Source organism: Ancylobacter sp. SL191, from assembly GCF_026625645.1.
GTDB lineage: Bacteria > Pseudomonadota > Alphaproteobacteria > Rhizobiales > Xanthobacteraceae > Ancylobacter.
In genome coordinates this window covers 4,369,770-4,392,794 of record NZ_CP113056.1, presented here as the reverse complement: position 1 = coordinate 4,392,794, position 23,025 = coordinate 4,369,770, and the positions used below count along the sequence as shown (strand labels likewise).

At 70.7% G+C, this 23,025-nt stretch carries 20 protein-coding genes; 19 read left to right on the top strand and 1 reads right to left on the bottom strand.

Annotated elements, in window-relative coordinates:
- Positions 1 to 198 precede the first annotated feature (198 nt).
- From OU996_RS20060 to OU996_RS19970, 19 genes are all read left to right on the top strand, one after another.
- A complete protein-coding gene (locus OU996_RS20060) occupies positions 199 to 4,107 on the top strand; it encodes a baseplate multidomain protein megatron (RefSeq protein WP_267583348.1) in 3,909 nt (1,302 codons plus the stop codon).
- 12 nt (positions 4,108 to 4,119) lie between these two features.
- Positions 4,120 to 4,812 carry a DUF2793 domain-containing protein gene (locus OU996_RS20055; RefSeq protein WP_267583347.1) on the top strand — a complete coding sequence of 231 codons (693 nt, stop codon included), beginning with the start codon at positions 4,120 to 4,122 and terminating at the stop codon, positions 4,810 to 4,812.
- A 17-nt stretch (positions 4,813 to 4,829) separates the two neighbouring features.
- Positions 4,830 to 5,135 carry a spike base protein, RCAP_Rcc01079 family gene (locus tag OU996_RS20050; RefSeq protein WP_267583346.1) on the top strand — a complete coding sequence of 102 codons (306 nt, stop codon included), beginning with the start codon at positions 4,830 to 4,832 and terminating at the stop codon, positions 5,133 to 5,135.
- A gap of 1 nt (position 5,136) precedes the next feature.
- The gene (locus OU996_RS20045) at positions 5,137 to 6,048 is read left to right on the top strand and encodes an arabinofuranosidase catalytic domain-containing protein (protein WP_267583345.1); all 912 of its coding nucleotides are present in this window, start codon (positions 5,137 to 5,139) and stop codon (positions 6,046 to 6,048) included.
- Between the two features lie 23 nt (positions 6,049 to 6,071).
- Positions 6,072 to 6,857: a glycoside hydrolase family 108 protein gene (locus OU996_RS20040; protein ID WP_267583344.1), complete on the top strand. Its 786-nt coding sequence runs from the start codon at positions 6,072 to 6,074 to the stop codon at positions 6,855 to 6,857.
- Positions 6,854 to 7,102 carry a hypothetical protein gene (locus tag OU996_RS20035; protein WP_267583343.1) on the top strand — a complete coding sequence of 83 codons (249 nt, stop codon included), beginning with the start codon at positions 6,854 to 6,856 and terminating at the stop codon, positions 7,100 to 7,102. Before OU996_RS20040 ends, OU996_RS20035 begins: the two co-directional genes overlap by 4 nt.
- Positions 7,103 to 7,491: 389 nt before the next feature.
- A complete protein-coding gene (locus tag OU996_RS20030; RefSeq protein ID WP_267583342.1) occupies positions 7,492 to 8,163 on the top strand; it encodes a response regulator transcription factor in 672 nt (223 codons plus the stop codon).
- Positions 8,163 to 9,548: a sensor histidine kinase gene (locus OU996_RS20025; protein ID WP_267585773.1), complete on the top strand. Its 1,386-nt coding sequence runs from the start codon at positions 8,163 to 8,165 to the stop codon at positions 9,546 to 9,548. The genes OU996_RS20030 and OU996_RS20025 overlap by 1 nt, the downstream gene beginning before the upstream one ends.
- A gap of 104 nt (positions 9,549 to 9,652) precedes the next feature.
- Positions 9,653 to 10,120 (top strand): glycine zipper domain-containing protein, encoded by a 468-nt coding sequence (locus OU996_RS20020; RefSeq protein ID WP_267583341.1) that lies wholly within the window; start codon positions 9,653 to 9,655, stop codon positions 10,118 to 10,120.
- A gap of 166 nt (positions 10,121 to 10,286) precedes the next feature.
- Entirely contained in the window at positions 10,287 to 11,417 is a 1,131-nt protein-coding gene (gene ccmI / locus OU996_RS20015) for a c-type cytochrome biogenesis protein CcmI (protein ID WP_267583340.1), read from the top strand.
- Between the two features lie 4 nt (positions 11,418 to 11,421).
- Positions 11,422 to 11,868, top strand: coding sequence for a cytochrome c maturation protein CcmE (gene ccmE / locus OU996_RS20010; protein ID WP_213756804.1), 447 nt, complete (start codon positions 11,422 to 11,424; stop codon positions 11,866 to 11,868).
- Positions 11,865 to 13,865: a heme lyase CcmF/NrfE family subunit gene (locus OU996_RS20005; RefSeq protein ID WP_267583339.1), complete on the top strand. Its 2,001-nt coding sequence runs from the start codon at positions 11,865 to 11,867 to the stop codon at positions 13,863 to 13,865. Before ccmE ends, OU996_RS20005 begins: the two co-directional genes overlap by 4 nt.
- Before the next feature lie 3 nt (positions 13,866 to 13,868).
- Positions 13,869 to 14,120 carry a DUF4258 domain-containing protein gene (locus tag OU996_RS20000; RefSeq protein WP_267583338.1) on the top strand — a complete coding sequence of 84 codons (252 nt, stop codon included), beginning with the start codon at positions 13,869 to 13,871 and terminating at the stop codon, positions 14,118 to 14,120.
- Complete coding sequence (locus tag OU996_RS19995) at positions 14,117 to 14,308, top strand: DUF2283 domain-containing protein (RefSeq protein ID WP_267583337.1); 192 nt, start codon at positions 14,117 to 14,119, stop codon at positions 14,306 to 14,308. Before OU996_RS20000 ends, OU996_RS19995 begins: the two co-directional genes overlap by 4 nt.
- A gap of 5 nt (positions 14,309 to 14,313) precedes the next feature.
- Positions 14,314 to 14,808 (top strand): cytochrome c-type biogenesis protein, encoded by a 495-nt coding sequence (locus OU996_RS19990; RefSeq protein ID WP_267583336.1) that lies wholly within the window; start codon positions 14,314 to 14,316, stop codon positions 14,806 to 14,808.
- 93 nt (positions 14,809 to 14,901) lie between these two features.
- Positions 14,902 to 16,446, top strand: coding sequence for a Do family serine endopeptidase (locus tag OU996_RS19985; protein WP_267583335.1), 1,545 nt, complete (start codon positions 14,902 to 14,904; stop codon positions 16,444 to 16,446).
- A gap of 251 nt (positions 16,447 to 16,697) precedes the next feature.
- Complete coding sequence (locus OU996_RS19980) at positions 16,698 to 17,378, top strand: response regulator transcription factor (RefSeq protein WP_267583334.1); 681 nt, start codon at positions 16,698 to 16,700, stop codon at positions 17,376 to 17,378.
- Complete coding sequence (locus tag OU996_RS19975; RefSeq protein WP_267583333.1) at positions 17,362 to 18,765, top strand: sensor histidine kinase; 1,404 nt, start codon at positions 17,362 to 17,364, stop codon at positions 18,763 to 18,765. Before OU996_RS19980 ends, OU996_RS19975 begins: the two co-directional genes overlap by 17 nt.
- 97 nt (positions 18,766 to 18,862) lie before the next feature.
- On the top strand, positions 18,863 to 21,895 hold the full coding sequence (locus OU996_RS19970) for a bifunctional [glutamine synthetase] adenylyltransferase/[glutamine synthetase]-adenylyl-L-tyrosine phosphorylase (protein WP_267583332.1): 3,033 nt from the start codon (positions 18,863 to 18,865) through the stop codon (positions 21,893 to 21,895).
- A 3-nt stretch (positions 21,896 to 21,898) separates the two neighbouring features.
- Here OU996_RS19970 and OU996_RS19965 read toward each other — a convergent pair whose 3' ends face one another.
- Positions 21,899 to 23,020 carry an NAD(P)/FAD-dependent oxidoreductase gene (locus OU996_RS19965; RefSeq protein ID WP_267583331.1) on the bottom strand — a complete coding sequence of 374 codons (1,122 nt, stop codon included), beginning with the start codon at positions 23,018 to 23,020 and terminating at the stop codon, positions 21,899 to 21,901.
- Positions 23,021 to 23,025: the final 5 nt, after the last annotated feature.

The window sequence follows — 23,025 nt, the reverse complement described above, 5'->3', positions numbered from 1 at the left end:
GATCATCGCTGCGCCTTGCGCAGCTCGTCCGGGGAACGGGGCTCCCGCCTTCACGCCGTCATCCCCGGGCTTGACCCGGGGATCCACGACTTCCTTTCCGCTCGTCCCGCGCAAGACGTGGATGGCCGGGTCACGCCCGGCCATGACGGTCATCAGAGCGGAAGACGCCCCAGCCCCATCAACCGACACGGAGCTTCCATGGCCACTCTCATTCTCGGTGCGGCGGGCGGGGCGTTGGGCGGGGGGCTGCTCGGGCCGGTGGGCGCGCTGGCCGGGCGGGCGCTGGGCGCGCTCGGTGGCTCGGCGCTCGACAATATGCTGGTGGGCGGCAAGCGGGTGGAAGGCCCGCGCCTCACCGATCTCGGCACCATGACCTCGACCGAGGGCGCGCCGCTGCCCCGCCTCTATGGCCGCGCGCGGCTCGCCGGTCAGGTGATCTGGGCGGCGCCGGTGGAGGAGGTGATCTCCACCCAGACGCAGTCCTCCGGCGGCAAGGGCGGCATTGGCAGCGCGCTCGGCGGGGGCTCCACCACCACGACGACCTACAGCTATTTCGGCAGCTTCGCCGTCGGGCTCTGCGAGGGGCCGGTGAGCCGGATCGGCCGCATCTGGGTCGATGGCGAAGTGCTCGACGAGCCCGGCCTTGCCATCCGCCGGCATCTGGGCGGCGAGGGGCAGCTGCCCGATCCGCTGATCGAGGCGCGCGAGGGCGCGGTGCCGGCCTATCGAGGCCTCGCCTATCTCGTCTTCGAGCGCCTGCCGCTGGCGCCTTACGGCAACCGCCTGCCGCAGGTGACGGTCGAGATCGTCCGCGCCGTCGGCGCATTAGAGAGCCGGCTGAAGGCGGTGACGCTGATCCCCGGCGCCAGCGAGTTCGGCTATGACCCCCTGGAGGTGCGCCGCGTCGACCGGCCGGGCGTCTACCAGCCGGAAAACCGCCATGTGACGACCGCCGACAGCGACATCGACGCGGCGCTCGACGACCTGATGGCGGTCTGCCCGAACCTCGAACGCGTCGCGCTGGTGGTGAGCTGGTTCGGCACCGATCTGCGCGCCGGGAACTGCCGGAGCGAGCCGGCGGTGGAGCGGCGGGACAAGGTCACCGAGGTCGCCGGCATGCGCGCCCCGCTGGCCTGGCGGGTGGCGGGGCGCACCCGCGCCTCCGCCCGGCTGGTGACGCAGCACGCGGGCAAGCCCGCCTATGGCGGCACGCCGTCGGATGCGAGCGTGATCCGTACTATTGCGGCGCTGAAGGCGCGCGGTCTCAAGGTCACGCTCTATCCCTTCGTGATGATGGACATCGCCGCCGGCAACGCCCTGCCAGACCCGTGGGGCGGGGCGGAGCAGGCGGCCTATCCCTGGCGCGGGCGCATCACCTGCCATCCCGCGCCGGACCGGCCGGGCTCGCCGGACGGCACGGCGGCCGCGGGCACGCAGGTGGCCGCGCTGTTCGGCACGGCGAGCGCCGCTCATTACGCGGTGAGCGGCGCAGAGGTCGTCTATTCCGGGCCGGACGAGTGGACGCTGCGCCGCATGGTGCTGCATTGCGCGGCGCTGGCCGAGGCGGCGGGCGGGGTGGAAGCCTTCCTCATTGGCTCGGAAATGGCCGCGCTCACCCGCGCGCGCTCTGCTTCCGGCGTCTATCCGGCGGTGCAGGCTTTCGCCGGGCTGGCGGGCGAGGCGCGGGCGCTGCTGCGCGCGGGCACGCGGATCGGCTATGCCGCCGACTGGACGGAATATGGCGCGCATGTGCGGGAGAGCGGGGCGGAGCTGCGCTTTCCACTCGATCCGCTCTGGGCCGCGCCGGCGATCGATTTTCTCGGCATTGACTGGTACGCGCCGCTTGCCGACTGGCGCGAGGGCGACACCCATGCCGACGCGGCGCTGACCACCAGCCCCTATGACCGCGCCTATCTCGCCGGCAATGTCACCGGCGGCGAGGGCTTCGACTGGTACTATGCCGATGAGGCCGGGCGCCTCGCGCAGGCGCGCCTGCCGATCACCGACGGCGCCTTTGGTGAGCCCTGGCTGTTCCGCCAGAAGGCGATTGCCCAATGGTGGGGTAGCGCCCATCACGAGCGTATCGACGGCGTGCGGCAGGCGAGCCCGACCGCCTATGTGCCGGGCGTGAAGCCGATCCGCCTCACCGAGATCGGCTGCGCGGCGGTGGACAAGGGGGCGAACCGGCCGAGCGTCTTTCCCGATCCGAAATCGGCGGAGAATGGGTTGCCGCCCTTCTCCAACGGCCAGCGCGACGACCTGATGCAGCGCCGCCACCTTGAGGCGACGCTGGACGCCTTTGCCGGCCTGCCCGCCAACCCGCTCGCGCCCGCGCTGCCCGGCGGGCGGATGATCGACACGGCGGCGATCTATGCCTGGACGTGGGACGCGCGGCCCTTCCCGGTGTTCCCGCTCGCCACCGATGTGTGGGCCGATGGCGCGAATTGGGCGAGCGGCCATTGGCTGAACGGCCGGCTCGGCGGCGCGCCGCTGGCGGAGCTGTGCGAACGGCTCGCCACGGACGCCGGGGTGACGCTGGAGGCGGGGGCGCTCACCGGCGTGATCGACGGCTATGTCGTCGACCGGCCGATGACCGTGCGCGCCGCGCTGGAGCCGCTCGCCCGCGCCTTCGGCTTCGATCTCGTCGAGCGCGCCGCTGGCCTCACTTTGCACCCGCGCGGCGGGGCGGTGGTGGCGCGCCTCACCGACGAGGATCTGCTGGCGGGCGAGGACGTACCCGCCCCGAGCTTCACCCGCGCCGACGAGGCCGAATTGCCGCTGAGCCTGACGCTCGGCTTCACCGATGGCACCAGCGACTACCGCCGCGCCACCGCCGCCTCGCGCCGTCTCGCTGGCGCAGCGCGGGCGCAGACCGGCGAGGAAGTGGCGATGGTGGCCGATCCCGCCCTCGCCGCCGCGCTGGCCGAACGCGCCTTGCAGGATGCCTGGGCGACGCGCGAGAGCGGGCGCCTTGCGGTGCCGTTGTCGCGGCTCGCCCTGGAGCCGGGCGATGTGGTCGAGCTCGACCGCGACGGCCGGGTGCGGCTGTTCGAGATCACCGCGACGGAAGACCGCGAGGCGCGCATTCTCTCCCTGCGCAGCATCGACCCGTCGGTCTTCGCGCTCGCCGTGCGCACGGGCGAGGCCGCGATGCCCGTCCTGCCGCCGAGCTACGGCCCGCCCGAACTGATGCTGCTCGACCTGCCGCTGCTCACCGCGAGCGAGCCGCCGGTGCTGGCCTGGCTGGCGGCGGTGGCGGACCCGTGGCCCGGCGCGCTCGCCGTGTGGCGGGCGGTGGACGGGGCGAGCTTCGAGCGGATCGGCACGATTGCCGCGCCCTCTGTCACGGGCACCACGCTGACCGCTCTGCCACCGGGCGCGCTCTTGCGTTTCAACCGAGCGGGCTCGCTGGAGGTGGAGCTTGATGGCGGGCTCCTCGCCGGCGCCAGCGAGGACGCGGTGCTGGGCGGGGCAAACGCGCTGGCGCTGATCGGCGAAGGCGCGGTGGAGGTGCTGCAATTCACCGAGGCCGCGTTGATCGGGACGCGGCGCTGGCGCCTCTCGGGCCTCCTGCGCGGCCAGCTCGGCACGGAGGCGCGCTCGGGAACGATCTGGCCCGCCGGCACGCGGCTGGTGCGGCTCGACCGCAACCTGTTCCCGGCCGCCAGCGGCCTCGATCTTGTCGGCCGCGCGGTCACCTACCGCGTCGGCCGGGCCGACCGCGACCATGGCGATGCCGGGGTGGCGGAGATCCCCGGGACCGTGGGGAGCACCGCGCTGCGCCCGCTCGCCCCGGTTCATGCGCGGGCGCGGCGGACAGGGGCCGGTATCGCTATGAGTTGGACCCGGCGCACGCGGCGCGACGGCGATTCCTGGGATCTCGCCGAGGTGCCGCTGGCCGAGGAGGCGGAAGCCTACCGGGTGGAGGTGCTGGCCGGTTCCACGGTTCGGCGCACGCTGACCGCGTCCACCCCGTCGGTTCTCTACCCGGCGGCCGACGAGATCGCCGATTTCGGCGCGCCGCAGGTGACGCTGTCCGTCCGCATCGTCCAGCTCTCCGCCGCCATCGGCGCCGGGCAGCCGCTGACCGTGACCCTCACAATCTGACCGGGAACCATCATGAGCGAGACCACGCCGCTGCTCGCCCTGCCGCTGCTCGCGGCGGCGCAGGCGCAGAAGCATGTCACCCACAACGAGGCGCTGGAGAAACTCGACGCGCTGACCCAGCTCGCCGTGCTCGACCGCACCCGCGTGAGCCCGCCCGCCGCGCCCGTGGCGGGAGACCGTCATCTCGTCGCGGCGGGGGCGGGCGGCGACTGGGCGGGGCGGGACGGCGCCATCGCGGTTTATGGCAGCGATGGCTGGAGTTTCCTCACCCCCCAGGCCGGCTGGCGCGCCTATGTCGCCGCCGAGCGCCTGACGCTGCTCCATACCGGCGCCGGCTGGGCGGACCTGATCGCCGGCACGCCGTCCGGCGGCGCGGTGAGCCTGCGCGCGGCCGAGGTGGAGGCGGTGCTGAGCGGGGCCTCGGTCACCACCACCCTTGTCATCCCGGCCCGGACCATCTGCCTGGCGGTTGCGAGCCGCACCGTCACCGCCATCACCGGCGCCAGCGCCTATGAGGTCGGAATATCCGGGGAGACATCGAAGTTCGGCGGCTCGCTCGGCATCGCCGCCGGCAGCAGCAATATCGGGGTGATCGGCCCGCAGGCCTTCTATGCCGACACGCCGCTGCGCCTCACCGCGCTGGGCGGCGCCTTCACCGGCGGGCGCGTGCGGCTCGCCCTTTTCACCCTCGCCTTCGTCCTCTGACCCTTCGGGAGACACCCATGCCCTATGATTCCGCTAAGGATCCCTGGCGCGGCAGCGCCGTCGGCCCGACCGGCCTCGGCCGCGCGGGCGCTGTCGTGACGCCGAGCGACACGGTGGACCTGCCACGCTATGCCCGTATCCGCGTCTTCGCCCCGGCGAGCCTGTCGAGCGCACAGCTGCGCATCCTGCCGGTCGATCAGGCGGATGATGCCCCGCTCACCCTGCAGGTGACGCCGGGCCAGCCGAGCGTGCTGGAATTCCTCGTGCGCCGGGTGCTCGCCACCGGCACCACCGCCGGCCTCGACATCCATGCGGTGAACTGAGATGGCGGTGCGCCTCGGCCCGTCTCTCGATCTTGCGGCCTGCCGGCGGCGCGCCGGCGCGCGCCGGGCGCCGCTCGACGGCCTCGCGGCCTATGCCGCGCATGGGCTGCGGCGGCTGCTCTCGACCTATCGCGGGCCGCTGCTGCGGGCGCGGCGCGGCTCGGACAACGCGCAGGCGGATTTCTACCCGCGCGGCGATGGCTGGCTGGATCTTGCCGCCCTCACCGCCTGGGCAGGGAGTTCCAGTGCCTTTCTGGTCACGCTCTACGACCAGACCGGCAATGCCCGCCATGCCGGGCAGGCGACGCCCGGCGCGCAGCCGCGCCTCGTCCTCACCGGCACGCCCGAGCTCGGTCCGAACGGGCGGCTGGTCGCGACCTTCGACGGCGTGGATGACTGGCTGGGGGTTGCGGACAGCCTCGCCTTCTCGGCGTCGCAAGCCGCCCTGACCCTCGCGGTGGTGGGGATGCGCAGCGGGGCGAACGCGGCCGGCGCCAACCAGCAGGTTCTTTTCGCGCCCACGGGGGTGGCGACCAGCGTCACCCGCGTCAATCTCAGCTTCTTCGCCAGCGAGAGCTACCGCGTGGCGGCGGGCGGTCGGCGGCTCGACACCGACACCTTCGCCCGCGTGTCGAACACCGCCACTGTCGCGACCGGCGCGTGGACGCGACTCATCGCCCGGCTGCGCTATGGCGCCGGCCAGGTGGACATCGCGGTGAACGGCGCGACCGCCAGCGGTGCCTTTCAGGCCGCCGGCGCCAGCGCCGCCACCGCGCAGTCGGCGCTGGTGTCCATCGGCGCGAACCACATTGGCGCCGAGCCGTTCGCCGGCGGGATCAGCGCGGCGGTGATCGCGCAGAGCGCGCTCGATATCGCCACGCTCGATGCGGCGCTGGCGCAGCTTCTGCCCTGACCCTTTCACAGCGGAGAGACACCATGACCGCGTCGAGCTTCGACGGGGCGCTGGCGCGCGTCCTCGTGCATGAAGGCGGCTATGCCGACCATCCCGCCGATCCCGGCGGGGCGACGATGAAAGGCGTGACCCAGCGGGTCTATGATGGCTGGCGCCGCCGCAACGGCCTCGCGCTCCGTCCGGTCCGGCGCATCGCGCAGGCCGAGATAGCCGCCATCTACCGCGCGCAGTACTGGGACGCGCTGCGGGCCGACGACCTGCCCGCCGGGCTGGATTATTGCCTGTTCGACGCCGGGGTGAATTCCGGCCCGGCACAGGCGGCGAAATGGCTCCAGCGCGCGCTGGGCGTCGCGGCCGACGGGCAGATCGGCGAGGCGACGCTGGCGGCGCTGGAGGGGCGCGACCTTGCCGGCCTGATCGACGCCGTGTGCGAGCGGCGCCTCGCCATGCTGCGCAGCCTCAAGACCTTCCGCACCTTTGGCGCCGGCTGGACCCGCCGTGTCGCCGAGGTCCGGGCGGCGGCGATGGCGATGGTCGAGGGCGTCTCTGCCGCCGCACCCGAGGGGCCGGCGAGTGGGCGCGCGCGGCCGATGGATACCCGCCTGTCGCGCACGCCGGAAGGAGCGGGAAGCCTGATCGCCGGTGTCGGCGGCCTCGGCGCCGTGGTGGCCGAGCAGGCGGACCGTCTCGCCCCGCTCGCCGCCTATGGCGGGCCGCTGAAATGGCTGTTCGCCGCGCTGATGGTGGCGGGTGTCGCGCTGACGCTGAAGGCGGCGCTCGCCCGGCTGCGCGCCGGGGAGGGCGCATGAGCCTGATTCTCACGCTGCTCGCCTCGCCCGCCGGGCGGCTGGCGGGTCTCGTGCTGCTCGCCGTGCTTGCGGGCGGCGGGCTTTATCTCAAGGGACGCCATGAGGGGCGGGCGGCGTGTCTGGCTGAAGGAGAACGCGATGTTGTCGAGACGATCGCGCGGGCGAACCGCGCGCGGGCTGATGCTGATGAGCGCCTTGCCGATCCTCGCCGGCTGCGCGAGCCTGACGCCTTCCGCCGCGAGTAGAGGCGCGTGCGGCGCCTTCCGGCCGATCAGCTGGGCCGACGCCGACACCGATCCGACGATCCGGCAGGTGAAGGCGCACAACGCCGTCGGCCGCGCGCTGTGCGGCTGGCGCGGGATGGGTGGCGCTGGTTGATCGGATGGCGGTTTCCCGAACGCCTGCAGCGTGAGCAGAACGAGGCTCCCCCCTGTCACACGTCTTCCCCGGGCTTGATCCGGGGATCCACGTCTTTCTCGCCTATCCAAGTCGTGGATGGCCGGGCCAAGCCCGGCCATGACGGCTCAGGGCTGGAGGGCGCGCGGCGCGCCACCGTGCCGACCTGACATCGCCCTTTTGTGGTGGCATTCTCCGGCCGCCGCGCGAACCCTGCGCGGTGTGCCGAGGAAAAGCCGTGCGCCTGCTCGTAGTCGAGGACGATCCCGATCTCAACCGCCAGATGCATGAGGCGCTGGTCGATGCCGGCTATGCCGTCGACCGGGCTTTTGACGGTGAGGAAGGCCATTATCTCGGCGAGACCGAGCCCTATGACGCGGTGGTGCTCGATATCGGCTTGCCAAAGATGGACGGGCTCTCCGTGCTCGAATCCTGGCGGCGGGCCGGCAAGAAGATGCCGGTGCTGATCCTTACCGCGCGCGACCGCTGGAGCGACAAGGTGCAGGGCTTCGATGCCGGCGCCGATGACTATGTCGCCAAGCCCTTCCACATGGAGGAGGTGCTGGCGCGCATCCGCGCGCTGTTGCGCCGTTCCGCCGGCCATGCGGCGAGCGAATTGACCTGCGGGCCGGTGATGCTCGACACGCGCTCGGGCCGCGTCACCGTCAACGGCAACCCGGTGAAGCTCACCTCGCATGAGCATCGCCTGCTGGCCTATCTGCTGCACCATGCGGGCCGCGTGGTCTCGCGCACCGAGCTGGTCGAGCATCTCTACGATCAGGATTTCGACCGCGATTCCAACACGATCGAGGTTTTTGTCGGCCGCCTGCGCAAGAAGCTGGATGTCGACGTCATCCAGACCGTGCGCGGGCTCGGCTACCTGCTGGTGCCGCCGGAAGCCCCGCGTTGATCCGCGCCCGCTCCATCGCGCTTCGCCTCTTCCTCTCCGCGACGGTGGTGATGGTGGCGGTGCTGGTGCTGACCGGCATCACGCTCTCCTCGCTCTACCGCGCGGCGGTGGAGCGCGCCTTCGACCAGCGGCTCGACGTCTACCTCAAGACCATCGTTGCCGATGTCGCCAACGCGCCGGCGGGCGACATGCCCGAGCCGACGACGCTGGGCGATCCGCTGTTCAACTTCCCCATCTCCGGCTGGTACTGGCAGATCACCCGGCTCGACGGCGCCGCGCAGCAGGTGAAGACCTCGCGCTCGCTGCCCGAGGGCAAGCTGCCGCTTTTGGTGGAGAGCGAGGGCAAGGCCGAGCTGTCCGGCCTGCGCGAGGCCTATGCGCCCGGCCCCTCCCACCAGAATTTGCGCGTCGTCGAGCGCATCGTCGATCTCGGCGATGACGGGCGCTATGCCGTGGCGGTGGCGGCGGATGCCGGCGAGATCGAGGATGAGGTGGAGGGCTTCAACCGCTCGCTCGCCGTCACCCTCGCCGTGCTGGGCGGCGCCTTCCTGCTGACGCTGGCCTTTCAGGTGCTGTTCGGCCTGCGCCCGCTCAAGCGGATGCTCGCCGCGCTGTCCGCCGTGCGCGCCGGCAAGGCGGACCGGATCGAGGGCGATTATCCCATTGAGATCGCCCCGCTGGCGGCGGAGGTGAACGCGCTGATCGAGACCAATCGGGAGATTGTCGAGCGCGCCCGCACCCATGTCGGCAATCTCGCTCATGCGCTGAAGACGCCGATCAGCGTGCTGCAGAACGAAGCCAGCCGCGCTGCCGCGCTCGCGCCGGGCGACGGCCTCGCCGCCAAGGTGGGCGAGCAGGCGGAGATCATGAAGGGACAGGTGGCGCATCATCTGGAGCGCGCCCGCATGGCCGCGCGTGCTTCGGTCGTGACCTCGGTGGAGGAGGTCGGGCCCATCGTCGAGAAGCTCGCCGGCACGCTCGCCAAGGTTTATCGCGGGCGCGGAATCGAGGTGGAGACCGCCCCCCTGCCGGCGCTGCGCTTTCGCGGCGAACGGCAGGATCTGGAGGAGATCCTCGGCAACCTCATCGACAATGGCTGCAAATGGGCCGAGCGCCGCGTGGAGGTGTCGGTCGCCGCTTTGCCCGGCAGCGGCGGGCAGCGCGACTTCTTCGAGATCGTCATCGAGGATGACGGGCCGGGGCTTACCGAGGCGCAGCAGGCGCAGGCGCTCCAGCGCGGGCGCCGGCTCGACGAGACCAAGCCGGGCTCGGGGCTGGGGCTTTCCATCGTCACCGAGCTTGCCGCGCTCTATGGCGGCGGGCTGACGCTGGAGCGCGCGACGCTCGGCGGATTGCGCTGCCGGGTGCGGCTGCCCTCCGCTTGAAACGGTTCGCAAGTACGGGTGACCGGGCCGTGGTTTCGCCCTATTCCTGACGCCATCTGCCGGCCGGTCGGCTGCTTTGCGTCAGGTTTCTGGAAGGACTGCTCATGCGCGCTACTCAACTCGTCGCCCTTGGCCTCATCGGCGCCACCCTTGCGGGCTGCACGGCCACGCAGGAGAACCCGAACATGGTCGGCGGCGCCACATTGGGCGCGGTGACCGGCGGCGTGATTGGCGCCATTGCCGGACGCAACGTGGCGGGCGCCGCCATCGGCGCTCTGGCCGGCGGTCTCATCGGCGGCGCCATCGGCAGCGCGCTGGATGATCAGGACCGTCAGCGCGCCCAGCAGGCCGAGATCCAGGCGCTGGAATATGGCCAGCCCGGCGCGCCGGTGAGCTGGCGCGGCGATGACGGCGCCTATGGCACCATCGTCCCCGGCCCGGCCTATGCGCGGGGCGGCTCGCCGCGCTGCCGCGAATACACCCACACCATCTACATCAACGGCCAGCCGCAGACCGCGCGCGGCACCGCCTGCCGCAACCCGGACGGCACATGGACGCCCGTCGCCGGCTGATGCCGGCATTCGGCGCCGGTCGCGGGCTGAGCCCCGCCGCCATCACGCTCGCGTGACGGAACGCCGCGGACTCGCGCCTCTGTGAGCCTGCGGCGATCCGACTGAGGGTGATACTTATTGGCGGAACGCCGCGCGTCAGTTACCTCAGCGCATTAGAGGAAGCCTAATGTCGCTGTGGATCGCCCTTCTCCTGATGACCGCCGCCGCCATACTGGCGGTGCTCTGGCCGTTGCGCACCGGGCGCGCGGCCGATGACGCGGCGAGCGCCGCGCAGGCGGACCTTGCCGTCTACCGCGACCAGCTCGCCGAGATCGAGCGTGACCGCGCCGCGGGGCTCATCGGCGCGGCGGAGGGCGAGGCGGCGCGCACCGAGGTCGCCCGCCGCATCCTGCGCGCCAGCGCCGAGGTGGCGAGCGATCCGGCGGCCGGCAGTTCGGACCGGCGGCGGCGCGTGACCGCCGTCATCGCCCTTGTCGGCATACCGCTTCTGGCTGGCTCGCTCTACATCGCGCTGGGCTCGCCCGGCTACGGCCCGCAGCCTCTGGCGGCGCGGCTGGAGGCCAAGCCCGAGCAATCCGACATCGCCATCCTCATCCGCAAGGTCGAGGCGCATCTGGAGGCCAACCCGCAGGACGGGCGCGGCTATGAGATCATCGCGCCGATCTATGCCCGCATCGGCCGGCTGGATGACGCGGCGCGCGCCTGGGCCAACGCGATCCGCCTGCTCGGCTCCAGCCCGCAGCGCCAGACCGGGCTCGGCGAGGCGCTGACCGCGCAGGCCGGCGGCGTCGTCACCGCCGAGGCGAGGGCAGCGTTTGAGGCGGCGCTGGCGGCTGATCCCGCCGATCCCAAGGCGCTCTATTTCACCGGTCTCGCCGCCGAGCAGGATGGCCGGCCGCAGCAGGCCGCTGCGATCTGGTCGAAGCTGGCCACCGAGAGCCCGGCGGACGCGCCGTGGATGGGCCTTATCCAGCAAGCGCTCGCCCGCGTCGGCGCGCCCATGCCGGCGAGCACCGCGCCGGGGCCGGACCAGGCGCAGGTTGCCGCCGCTGCCGAACTCACGCCCGAGCAGCGCCAGCAGATGGTGCGCGGCATGGTCGACCGCCTCTCCGCGCGGCTGGCGCAGAACGGCGATGATCTCGACGGCTGGCTGCGCCTGATGCGGGCCTGGACGGTGCTGGGCGAGGCCGACAAGGCCAAGGCCGCCGCCACCGACGCCCGCACCCATTTCGCGCGCGACGACGGCGCGCTCGGCCGCATCGACACGCTCGCCCGCGAACTCGGCCTCGGGAGCTGACACCATGACCCGCAAAGGGCGCCGCCTCGTTCTCATCTCCGCCGCGCTCGGCGTGCTCGGCATCGCCGCCGGGCTGGTGCTGTTCGCGCTGAACGACACCATCGTGTTCTTCCGCGCCCCGAGCGAGATCGCCGCCGAGCGCACCGCGCCGGGCACGCGGCTGCGCCTTGGCGGGCTGGTGAAGGACGGGAGCGTGGTGCGGCAGGACAACGCCCATGTGCGCTTCGTCGTCACCGATGGCGGCGCCGACATCGCGGTGGCCTATGCCGGCATCCTGCCGGACTTGTTCCGCGAGGGGCAGGGCGTCATCGCCGAGGGCGTCATGGAGGGTGACGGCAGCTTCCGCGCCGACACCGTGCTCGCCAAGCATGACGAGAAATACATGCCCAAGGAAGTCGCCGACGCGCTGAAGAAACAGGGCGTCTGGAAGGAAGGCGAGGCGACGCAATGAACCCGGAAATCGGCCAATACGCGCTGGTGCTGGCGCTGGCGCTGGCGATCCTGCAGACGGTGCTCCCGATCTGGGGCGCGCGGGTCGGGGACGCGGCGCTGATGCGCACCGGCCCGGCGCTCGCCATCGGGTTCTTCGGCTTTGTCGCGCTGAGCTTCGCGGTGCTGACGGCGGCCTATGTGCAGTCCGATTTCTCGGTGCTGAACGTGGTCGAGAATTCGCACTCGCTCAAACCCATGCTCTACAAGGTTACCGGCGTGTGGGGAAACCATGAGGGCTCGATGCTCCTCTGGGTGCTGGTGCTGGCGATCTTCGGCGCGCTGGTGGCGCTGTTCGGCTCCAACCTTCCCGCGAGCCTGAAGGCCAATGTGCTGGGCGTGCAGGGTTCGATCGGCGTCGCCTTCCTGCTGTTCATCCTGCTCACCTCCAACCCGTTCGCGCGGGTGGTGCCGCCGCCGGCGGAAGGGCAGGATCTGAACCCGATCCTGCAGGATATCGGCCTCGCCATTCACCCGCCGCTGCTCTATCTCGGCTATGTCGGCTTCTCCGTCACCTTCGCCTTCGCCGTCGCCGCGCTGCTTGACGGGCGGATCGACGCCGCCTGGGCGCGCTGGGTCCGGCCCTGGGCGCTCGCCGCCTGGGCCTTCCTCACCGTCGGCATCGCCATGGGCTCCTACTGGGCCTATTACGAGCTCGGCTGGGGCGGCTGGTGGTTCTGGGATCCGGTCGAGAACGCCTCGCTGATGCCGTGGTTCGCCGGCACCGCGCTGATCCATTCCGCCGTGGTGATGGAAAAGCGCGACGCGCTGAAGGTGTGGACCATCCTTCTGGCCATCCTCGCCTTCTCGCTGTCGCTGCTCGGCACCTTCCTGGTGCGCTCGGGCGTGCTGACCTCGGTGCACGCCTTCGCCACTGATCCCTCGCGCGGCGTGTTCATCCTCTGCATCCTGATCTTCTTCATCGGCGGCTCGCTCGCGCTCTATGCGCTGCGCGCACCGATGCTGCGGCAGGGCGGCATCTTCGCGCCGATTTCGCGCGAGGGCGCGCTGGTGCTGAACAATCTGCTGCTCACCGCCGCCGCCGCCGCCGTGCTGGTCGGCACGCTCTACCCGCTGGCGCTGGAATCCTGGAACGGCGCCAAGATCACGGTCGGCCCGCCCTATTTCAACCTGACGGTCGGCGCACTGATGCTGCCCGTTGTGTTCGCCATGCCGTTCGGGCCGCTGCTCGCCTGGAAGCGCGGCGATCTCGCCGGGGCGGCGCAGCGGCTGATGGTGGCTTTCGGCGCCGCCATCCTCATCGCCGGCCTTGCGCTTTACATGCAGGGCGGCGGACCGGCGCTGGCGCCCCTTGGCATGGGCCTCGCGGCCTTCATCGTCATCGGCGCGGTGGTGGACATCGCCGAGCGCGGCGCGGTCGGCCGCGTGCCGGCGGCGACGTCGCTCGCCCGCCTGCGCGGCCTGCCGCGCGCCACCTGGGGCGCGGCCATCGCCCATGCCGGCGTCGGTGTCTGCCTGTTCGGCATCATCGCGGAAACCAGCTGGAACGCCGAGCGCATCACCGGCGTGAAGCTCGGCGGCAGCTTCGAGGTCGGTGGCTATGAGCTGACCCTCGCGCGGCTCGAGCCGCGCAACGGGCCGAATTACCGCGACCTCGCCGGCATCTTCACCATCCGCCGCGGCGGGGTCGAGATCGGCACCATCGAATCCTCCAAGCGCATCTTCCTCGCCCGCAACATGCCGACGACGGAAGCGGGCATCCGCACCTTCTGGTTCAGCCAGCTCTATGTGAGCCTTGGCGATGAACTGCCCGGCGGCGGCGTCGGCGTGCGCGCCTATTGGAAGCCGCTGGTGACGCTGATCTGGCTCGGCTCGGTGGTGATGGCGCTGGGTGGCGTGCTCTCGCTCTCCGACCGCCGCCTGCGGGTCGGCGCCCCCAAGCCCGCCAAGAAGCCGAAAGCCGTCCCAGCCCCGGCGTCGCCGGTGGCGGCGGAGTGAGGTGTGGCACGGCTTCGCTTCAGCGCCCATATCCTCGACGTGATGGAGGAACGGGGCATAGCGGCTGAGTGGGTGGAACGCACCCTGTCGGAGCCTGAGTGGGTTGAACCCGATCTTGCAGACCCGGAACTCCGTCGCGCCTTCCGGGCCATACAGGAGCGCGGCGACAGAATTTTGCGTGTAGTCTATCGCGATGACGGCGATGCACTTTTCGCCGTCACCGCTTTTTTTGATCGCGGAGCGCGGCGGCCATGAAGCTCAAATATGATCCGGAGGCGAACGCGCTCTATGTGCGTTTCAGCACGGGGGATGTCGTCGAAAGCGAAGAGGTCTCGCCCGGAGTCATCCTCGACTATGACGAGGCCGGGCATATCCTCGCGCTGGAGCTGCTGCAGGCGCGTGAGAAGCTCTCGCCGGAAGTGTTGACGGAGGCGGCGGAGTGAGGGCGATGCGGCGCAGCTTGCTCGCTCTGAGCCTTTCCCTCGCCCTTTTGTCCGGGCCGGCGCTGGCCGTGCAGCCGGACGAGATCCTGCCCGATGCGGCGCAGGAGGCGCGGGCGCGCGAGCTTTCCAAGGAGCTGCGCTGCCTCGTCTGCCAGAACCAGTCCATCGACGATTCCGATGCCCCGCTCGCCAAGGATCTGCGCCTGCTCGTGCGCGAGCGTATCGAGGCGGGCGACAGCAACCAGCAGGTGCTGGATTTTCTCGTCGCCCGCTATGGCGAGTTCGTGCTGCTGCGCCCGACCTTCCATGGCGCCAATCTGCTGCTCTGGGCGGCGCCCTTCGCGGTGCTGCTGATCGGCGCGGCTGGCGCCGTCATCGCCTATCGCCGCCGCCGCGCGAGCACGGAACCCGCGGCGCCGCTCTCGCCGGAGGAAGAAGCGCGGCTGCGCACCGCGCTCGGCGAGCCCGATCCCGCAAGCGCTGACCTTACAAAAGTTTAATCGCCCCGCCAGCCTGCGTTAAGGCGACGGCCCTTAGCTTCTCCTTCAACGCCTCCCGAGCCGGGGGGACAGACGTTGAACGAGGAACGCTTCATGTCGCGCACCGCGCCTTCGCAGCCCACCACTTCCACCCTGCGCCGCAGCCGCACCCGCCTGCTCGCTGGCGTGTTCACCCTCGCCCTTGCCGGCGGCGCCGTTGGCGGCCTCCTGCTGCCGGAGAGCGTGACGCCGGCCAACGCCCAGATCTCCACCAACCAGCCGGCCGGCACCTTCTCCTTCGCCGACATTGTCGAGAAGGTTTCGCCCGCCGTCGTCAGCGTGAAGGTGAAGAAGGATGGCGACGACGAGGTCGCCATGAATGAGGAGGGCAACCAGAACGTTCCCCCGCAGATCGAGCGCTTCATGCGCCGCTTCGGCCTCGGCCCGAACGGTCCGGAAATGGGCCCGCGTCGCGGTGGTCCCGGCCATGGCCGCGTCGTCGGTCAGGGCTCCGGCTTCTTCATCTCGGCCGATGGCTATGTCGTGACCAACAATCACGTGGTCGATGGTGCCTCCGAGGTCGACGTGACCCTCACCGACGGCAAGACCTACACCGCCAAGGTGGTGGGCACCGATCCGCGCACCGACGTGGCGCTGCTGAAGGTCGACGGCAAGTCCGACTTCCCCTGGGTGAAGCTCGCCGGCAAGGCGCCGCGCGTGGGTGACTGGGTGGTCGCGGTCGGCAACCCGTTCGGCCTCGGCGGCACCGTCACCGCGGGCATCGTCTCGGCGCGTGGCCGCGACATCGGCTCGGGCCCCTATGACGACTTCATCCAGATCGACGCCCCGATCAACCGCGGCAATTCCGGTGGCCCGACCTTCAGCCTCGACGGCGACGTGATCGGCGTGAACACCGCCATCGTCTCGCCCTCGGGCGGCAATGTCGGCATCGCCTTCGCCATCCCCTCGGAGACCGTGCTGCAGGTGGTGGACGCGCTGAAGGCCGGTGGCCAGGTCGCGCGCGGTTATGTCGGCGTGCAGATCCAGCCGGTGAGCGACGAGGTCGCCGAGGCGCTGGAGCTCAAGGATGCGCAGGGTGCGCTTGTTGCCCAGGTGCAGCCCGGCACTCCCGGCGAGAAGGCTGGCCTCAAGCCCGGTGACGTGGTGACCGCCATTGACGGCGAGATCATCAAGGACTCCCGCGAAATGTCCCGCGAGGTCGCCCGCAAGAAGCCCGGCACGACGATCAACCTCAGCGTGCTGCGCGACGGCAAGACCATCAACGTGCCGGTCACGCTGGAGCAGCTCCCCACCGACGTCGCCTCGAACGACGCTGCCAAGGGTGGCCAGCAGGAGGAAGGCGGCCGCGACGTGCCGCGTCTCGGCCTCAGCCTCGCCCCGGCCAAGGGTGTCGCCGGCGCCGGCGACCAGGGCGTGGTCATCACCGAAGTCGACCCGAACGGCCCGGCGGCCGAGCGTGGCCTGAAGGCTGGCGATGTCATCCTCGACGTCGGCGGCAAGCCGGTGATGAGCCCGCGTGACGTGCGCGACGGCCTCGCCGCCGCCAAGAAGGACAACCGTAAGGCCGTGCTGATGCGCGTGAAGTCCGATCAGGGCACCCGCTTCGTCGCGATCTCGCTGGGCGACCAGCGCGGCTGACCGTCGGTTCCGGACGCAGTCTGTTCCGTCGCCCCCCTTGGGCTGCGACCGGTCCGGTGGCGCGGGGAGTCCGAAAGGGCTTCCCGCGTCCTCGTTTCAAGCTCCCCGGCGGTCGCTGATGTGGCACCGCGATAGGCGCGAGGGCCGAAATGACGTACATGGAGATGAGTTCCCACCGCGCCGATTCCGCTGCGGGCCGCGAGCCCCTAACGCTCGATCCGGCGGATATCAGGAAGAGTGCCGAAGACGCCATGCGCCTGCTCGTCGTGGAAGATGATCGCGATGCCGCCGACTATCTGCGCAAGGCGTTCCGCGAGGCCGGCCATGTGGTGGACATTGCCGGTGATGGCGAGGAAGGACTCGCCCTGGCGCTGGACGGGGGCTACGACGTGCTGATCGTCGACCGTATGCTTCCGCGCCGCGACGGGCTCTCGCTGATCTCGGAGCTGCGCGGGCGCGGCGACAAGACGCCGGCGCTCATTCTTTCCGCCCTTGGGCAGGTCGATGACCGCGTGACCGGCCTGCGCGCCGGCGGCGACGATTATCTGCCGAAGCCCTATGCCTTCTCCGAGTTGCTCGCCCGCGTCGAGGCGCTCGCCCGTCGCGGAGGGCCGCAGGCGACGGACACGGTGTACCGCGTCGCCGATCTCGAACTCGACCGGCTGGCGCATCGCGTCACCCGCGGCGGGCAGGAAATCGTGCTGCAACCCCGCGAGTTCCGCCTGCTTGAATATCTCATGCGCCATGCCGGGCAGGTGGTGACGCGCACCATGCTGCTGGAGAATGTGTGGGACTATCATTTCGACCCGCAGACCAACGTGATCGACGTTCACGTCTCGCGCCTGCGCTCGAAGATCGACAAGGGCTTCGATCCGCCGCTGCTCCATACGGTGCGCGGCGCGGGATATATCGTCCGTGACGTCGCTCGCTAGGCTGATCCGTTCCACCGCCTTCAAACTGATCGCGGCCTATATCCTCGTCTTTGCGGTCTTCGCCGGCTCGGTCATCGCCTATCTCGGCTGGCACACGCAGCGCCTCGTCACCCGCCAGGCGGTGGAAGCGATCGAGAGCGACATCCGCTTCATGCAGGGACAGTTCGAGCGCGGTGGCGTCAGCCGGCTCGTGCAGGTGGTCAACCGCCGCTCGCGCGCCCCCGATGCCGGCCTCCTCTTGGTCACCAGCTTCAATGGCGAGCCGCTCGCCGGCAATGTGCTGAACCTGCCGCTGAACTTCCTCGACAAGGAGGGGTGGCGCGAGATCGACTATGTCGGTTCCGACGAGCAGTCTGCCCCGCCCAGCCGCGCGCTGGTGAATGTCATCTTCCTCCCCGGCGAATTCCGTCTGCTCATCGGTCGCGACGTGGTCGAGCGCGAGGAACTGCGCAAGATCATCATCGGGCCGGCGCTGTGGGGGCTCGGGCTCCTCGTGCTCATGGGCATCGCCGGTGGCCTGTTCGTCACGCGGCGCGTGCTGAAGCGCATCGACCGGATGACCGCGACCTCCGAGGTCATCATGGCCGGTAATCTCTCGCGCCGGCTGGAGGTGGATGGCACGGGCGACGAGTTCGACCGGCTGGCCCTCAGCCTCAACGCCATGCTGGAGCGCATTGAGGCGCTGATGGCGGGGCTGAAAGAGGTCTCCGACAACATCGCCCATGACCTTAAGACACCCCTTACCCGCTTGCGCAACCGGGCCGAGGACGCGCTGCGCACGGCGCGGAGCGATGGCGAGTGGCGCGCCGCCACCGAGCAGACCATCGACGAATCCGACGGGCTGATCCGTACCTTCGACGCCCTGCTGATGATCGCCCGCGCCGAGGCTGGCCAAGCCAGCGCCTCCATGGTTCGCGCGGACCTCGCCGCCATGGTCGAGGGCGTCGCCGAGCTCTATGAGCCGGTGGCGGACGAGAACGGGCTCGACCTCGTGGTCGAGGCGCAAGGCCCCCTTCCGGTGCAGGCTGTGCGCGAACTGGTGGCGCAGGCGCTCTCCAACCTGATCGATAACGCGATCAAGTACAGCACGCCGGAGGTGCCCGGCGAGCGCCGGCAGATCCGCATCGAGGCCCGGCGGCTGGAGAGCAAGGCGCGGCTGGTGGTGAGCGATCAGGGGCCCGGCATCGCCGAGGCGGACCGCGCCCGCGTGCTGGAACGTTTCGTCCGGCTGGAAGCGAGCCGGACGCGCCCGGGCTTCGGTCTCGGCCTCTCGCTGGTGGCGGCGGTGGTGCGCCTGCATGGCGGCACGATCGTGCTTGAGAGCAACAATCCGGGCCTCGCGGTGATTATCGAGCTGCCGCTCGATGCGGATGAGGGGGCGGTCTGACGCGGGCGGTCTCCGCTCGTGCCGGAGCGGAATGCCTCAGGATTCGGCAACCAAATCCCGCTACAGTCATTTGACAGGGTGGGAGGCCGAACACGACATGGCGGAGAAACACGCCAGCAGGACGCCGGAGCAAGGGAATGTTCGGGCGGCGGACGCGCTGGCGGCAAGCGTGAGGGCGTCGGTCCATGGCAGCCTCGCCGCGCGGCTGCGGCTGGAAAAGGGTTCCCGTATTCCCGCCAAACCGCCGGCCGCGCTGCGCGCGCTGTTCGACGCCGCCGATCCCGCCATCCGTGACCGTCTGGACGCCCTGCTGGCCGCGTATCCCGGCGCACGCGGCGTTCTGGCCCGTGTCGTCGGCCATTCGCCCTTCCTGACGGAACTGATCCGGCTCGACCCGGCGCGCCTTGTCGCCATCCTTGAGAGCGACCCGATGCAAGCCCTCGCCGAGGGCCGCGCCGCGATGCAGGCGGCGGTGGCGGCGAGCACGGAGGATTCAGGGGTGGCAACGGCGTTGCGGCGCCTGCGGGCGCAGAGCGCGCTGACTATCGCGCTCGCTGACATCGGCGATGTGCTCGACCTCACGGCGGTGACGGCCGAGCTCACCGCCACGGCGGACGCGGCCATTGCCGCCGCCACGGATTTCCTGCTGCGCGAGGCCCATGCAGAAGGCAAGCTGCGCCGTGGCGAGGCAGCTGGCTGCGGCTACACGCTGCTCGCCATGGGCAAGCACGGGGCGGGCGAGCTCAACTATTCCAGCGATGTCGACCTGATCGTGCTTTACGACCCCGAGGCGGCGCCGCTGGCCGAGCGTGTCGAGGCGGCGCCCTTCTTCGTCCGGCTCACCCAGCGTCTCGTGCGCCTCATCCAGGAGCGCACGGCCGACGGCTACGTCGCCCGCGTCGATCTGCGCTTGCGCCCCGATCCGGCCTCCACGCCAGTCGCCGTCTCGGTGGAGGCGGCGCTCGATTATTACGAACGCGAGGGCGCGACCTGGGAGCGGGCCGCATACATCAAGGCGCGGCCCATCGCCGGCGACATCGCACTGGGCGAGGCCTTCCTCCGGCAGCTCTCGCCCTTCGTCTGGCGCCGCTCGCTCGACTGGGCGGCGGTGGCCGATGTCCACGCCATGAAGCAGGACATCCATGCCTTTCGCGGCCATGGCGCCATTGCGGTGGAAGGGCACAACGTCAAGCTGGGGCGCGGCGGCATTCGCGAGATCGAGTTCTTCGCCCAGACCCAGCAGCTCATCGCCGGTGGCCGCGACCCGGATCTGCGCACCCCGCGCACGCTGGAAGCTCTGGCCCGCCTCGCCAGGACCGGCTGGATCGGTGAGGAAGCGCGCGCCGAGCTGGACGAGGCCTATCATTTCCTGCGCCGGGTCGAACACCGGCTGCAGATGGTGGCGGACGCGCAGACCCATTCCCTGCCGGAGGACGAGGAGGCGCTGGCCGACTTCGCCCGCTTCATGGGCTACGCCAAGCTCCTTATCTTCGCCCGCGCGCTGACCGAGCGCCTCACCTGCGTGCAGGATCATTATGCCCGCCTGTTCGAGGACGCCCCGCCGCGCGCGGCGGTGGAGGGGCGGCTCGACTTTCCCCCCGAAAAGGACGATCGCGAGACGCTGGCGACGCTGCACAAGCTCGGCTATGCCGAGCCGCTCGCGGCGAGCGCACTGGTGCGCGGCTGGATGGGCGGCGAGTACCGGGCGCTGCGGCCGAAGCACGTCCGCGCCGAGCTCGCCGCCATCGTGCCGCTGCTGCTCGATGCGCTGGCACGCGGCGGGGCGCCCGATGCCGCGCTGATCGCCGCCGATCGCTTTTTCCAGGAGATGCCGACCGCGCTGCGGCTGATGCCGGCGCTGGTTCACAATCCCGACCTCGTGCGCCTGCTCGCCACCATTCTCGGCACCGCGCCGCGCCTTGGCGAGATGCTGGCGCACCGGCCCTCGCTGATCGACGCTCTGCTCGACCCCAGTTTCTTCGGCCCGCTGCCGGACGAGGCGGCGTTGACCGGGCGGCTCGACCGCGAGCTGGAATTTGCCGAGAACGAGGAAGACCTGCTCGACCGCGCCCGCCGCTTCCGGCAGGAGCAGCATGTGCTGATCGGCGTGCGCATCCTCTCCGGCACGCTGCCTGCTGCCCGCGCCGGCGAGGCCTTCGCGCGGCTGGCCGATGTGCTGATCCGCGCGCTGGAGGCGGCGGTGGCGGTGCGCTTCCGCGAGGCCTATGGGCGGCTCGCCGGGGCGGAGATGGCGGTGCTCGCCATGGGCAAGCTGGGCGGGCGGGAGATGACGGCGGGCTCCGATCTCGACCTCATCGTGCTCTATGATTTCGACGCCGAGCACCCTGAGAGCGACGGGCCGAAGCCGCTCTATGGCGCGCAGTACTTTGCCCGTCTCACCCAGCGCCTCGTCAGCGCCCTGACCACCCCGACCAATGCCGGCCAGCTCTATGAGGTGGATCTGCGGCTGCGTCCCTCCGGGCGCTCCGGCCCGGTGGCGACCAGCCTGCCGCGCTTCGAGGTCTATCAGGCGGAGGAGGCATGGACCTGGGAGCACATGGCGCTCACCCGCGCCCGCGTGGTCTCGGCATCCCCGGCCTTCCGTACGCGTGTGGAGGCGGCGATCACCGAGGTGCTGCGCCGCGAGCGCGATCCCGTCCGGCTCGCCGAGGATATTCGCGACATGCGCAGCGCCATCGCCGACGAGAAGGGCGACGAGGCTCGCTGGGATCTGAAATACGCCAGGGGCGGTCTGGTCGATATCGAGTTCATCGCCCAGTATCTCGTCCTCGCCCATGGGCGGGCGCATCCCGCCATCGTCGAGACGTCGACGCTGAAGGTCATCACCCAGGCTGCGCAGGCCGGGCTCATCGCGCCGCAGGACGGACAGCTGCTCGCCGACACCGGCAAGCTTATGCACGATCTCACGCAGGTGCTGCGCCTTTGCATTGCCGGCGCCTTCAAGCCCGAAGAGGCGAGCCCCGCCTTGCGCCGGCTGCTGGCGCGAGCTGGTACGCTGCCGGATTTCTCGACCTTGGAAGCGCATTTGTTCGAGGCGCAGGACGCGGTGCGCGAGGCGTTCGAGCGTATCCTGTCCGAGCCGGCGCTCAGGCAGCGGCGCCGGGCCTGACGCTCACCCGGTGGCGGCGAGCTTTTCCGCCACCAGATCGCCAATGGCGAGGCTGGCGGTGAGGCCGGGGGACTCGATGCCGAAGAGCTGCACGAGCCCCGCCACGCCATGCTCTTCCGGGCCGTCGATACGGAAATCGGCAGCCGGCGCGCCGGGCGGCGTGATCTTCGGGCGGATGCCGGCATAGGCGGGGTTCAGCGCCCCGTCCGGCAGGGCCGGCCAGTAGCGGCGGATGGCGTCGTAGAACACCGCGCCACGCGCCGGATTCACGTCATAGTCCATCGCCGCGATCCACTCCGTGTCCGGCCCGAAGCGGGCCTGACCGCCGAGATCGAGGGTGAGGTGGACGCCGAGCCCCGCCTGTTCCGGCACGGGGTAGATGAGGCGCGCGAAGGGAGCCTTGCCCGAAAGCGTGAAGTAGCTGCCCTTGCAGAAATAGGCCGTCGGGATCGCCTTCGGGGGAATGCCCTCGATGGCGCGCGCGATCGGCACGGCCCCATGGCCGGCGGCGTTGATGAAGCTGCGGCAGCGCAGCGCCATCGGTTCCTCGCCGCCGACGCGCAGGACGATGCCGTCCGTGGTCACCTCGCCGCCAAGGATCGGCGCATTGAAGGCGATCATGCCCCCGGCGTCTTCCAGATCGCCGCGGAGGGCGAGCATCAGACCATGGCTGTCGATGATGCCGGTCGCTGGTGAGAATAGGGCGGCGACCGCGTTCAGCGCCGGCTCCAGCGCCCGCGCCTCCGTTCCGGTGAGCGGTTCGAGACTGGTGACGCCGCAGGCGCGGGCATGGGCGTCGATGGCGGCGAGCTTGGCCGTCTCCGCCTCGGTGGTGGCGATGATCAGCTTGCCGCAATTGCGGTGGGGAATGGCCCGCTCGGCGCAATAGGCATAGAGCGCCTCGCGCCCGGCAACGCACAGCCGTGCCTTAAGCGTGCCGGCGGGGTAGTAGAGGCCGGCATGGATGACCTCGCTGTTGCGGGCCGAGGTCTCCGAGCCGACGAGGCCCGTCGCCTCCAGCACCAGAACCTCGCGCCCGGCGCGGGCGAGCGCGCGGGCGATGGCGAGGCCGACCACGCCGGCCCCCGCCACCACGCAATCAATGAAGCTCGGATCGTCGCTCATAAGCG

Excerpts from the sequence above, each read along its gene's own strand:
- ccmI (WP_267583340.1), top strand. The coding sequence starts at position 10,287 with ATGTCGCTGTGGATCGCCCTTCTCCTGATGACCGCCGCCGCCATACTG.
- OU996_RS20060 (WP_267583348.1), top strand. The coding sequence starts at position 199 with ATGGCCACTCTCATTCTCGGTGCGGCGGGCGGGGCGTTGGGCGGGGGG.
- ccmE (WP_213756804.1), top strand. The coding sequence starts at position 11,422 with ATGACCCGCAAAGGGCGCCGCCTCGTTCTCATCTCCGCCGCGCTCGGC.
- OU996_RS20050 (WP_267583346.1), top strand. The coding sequence starts at position 4,830 with ATGCCCTATGATTCCGCTAAGGATCCCTGGCGCGGCAGCGCCGTCGGC.
- OU996_RS19995 (WP_267583337.1), top strand. The coding sequence starts at position 14,117 with ATGAAGCTCAAATATGATCCGGAGGCGAACGCGCTCTATGTGCGTTTC.
- OU996_RS20055 (WP_267583347.1), top strand. The coding sequence starts at position 4,120 with ATGAGCGAGACCACGCCGCTGCTCGCCCTGCCGCTGCTCGCGGCGGCG.
- OU996_RS19970 (WP_267583332.1), top strand. The coding sequence starts at position 18,863 with ATGGCGGAGAAACACGCCAGCAGGACGCCGGAGCAAGGGAATGTTCGG.
- OU996_RS20020 (WP_267583341.1), top strand. The coding sequence starts at position 9,653 with ATGCGCGCTACTCAACTCGTCGCCCTTGGCCTCATCGGCGCCACCCTT.
- OU996_RS19990 (WP_267583336.1), top strand. The coding sequence starts at position 14,314 with ATGCGGCGCAGCTTGCTCGCTCTGAGCCTTTCCCTCGCCCTTTTGTCC.
- OU996_RS20005 (WP_267583339.1), top strand. The coding sequence starts at position 11,865 with ATGAACCCGGAAATCGGCCAATACGCGCTGGTGCTGGCGCTGGCGCTG.
- OU996_RS19980 (WP_267583334.1), top strand. The coding sequence starts at position 16,698 with ATGCGCCTGCTCGTCGTGGAAGATGATCGCGATGCCGCCGACTATCTG.
- OU996_RS20040 (WP_267583344.1), top strand. The coding sequence starts at position 6,072 with ATGACCGCGTCGAGCTTCGACGGGGCGCTGGCGCGCGTCCTCGTGCAT.
- OU996_RS20035 (WP_267583343.1), top strand. The coding sequence starts at position 6,854 with ATGAGCCTGATTCTCACGCTGCTCGCCTCGCCCGCCGGGCGGCTGGCG.
- OU996_RS20045 (WP_267583345.1), top strand. The coding sequence starts at position 5,137 with ATGGCGGTGCGCCTCGGCCCGTCTCTCGATCTTGCGGCCTGCCGGCGG.
- OU996_RS19965 (WP_267583331.1), bottom strand. The coding sequence starts at position 23,020 with ATGAGCGACGATCCGAGCTTCATTGATTGCGTGGTGGCGGGGGCCGGC.
- OU996_RS19985 (WP_267583335.1), top strand. The coding sequence starts at position 14,902 with ATGTCGCGCACCGCGCCTTCGCAGCCCACCACTTCCACCCTGCGCCGC.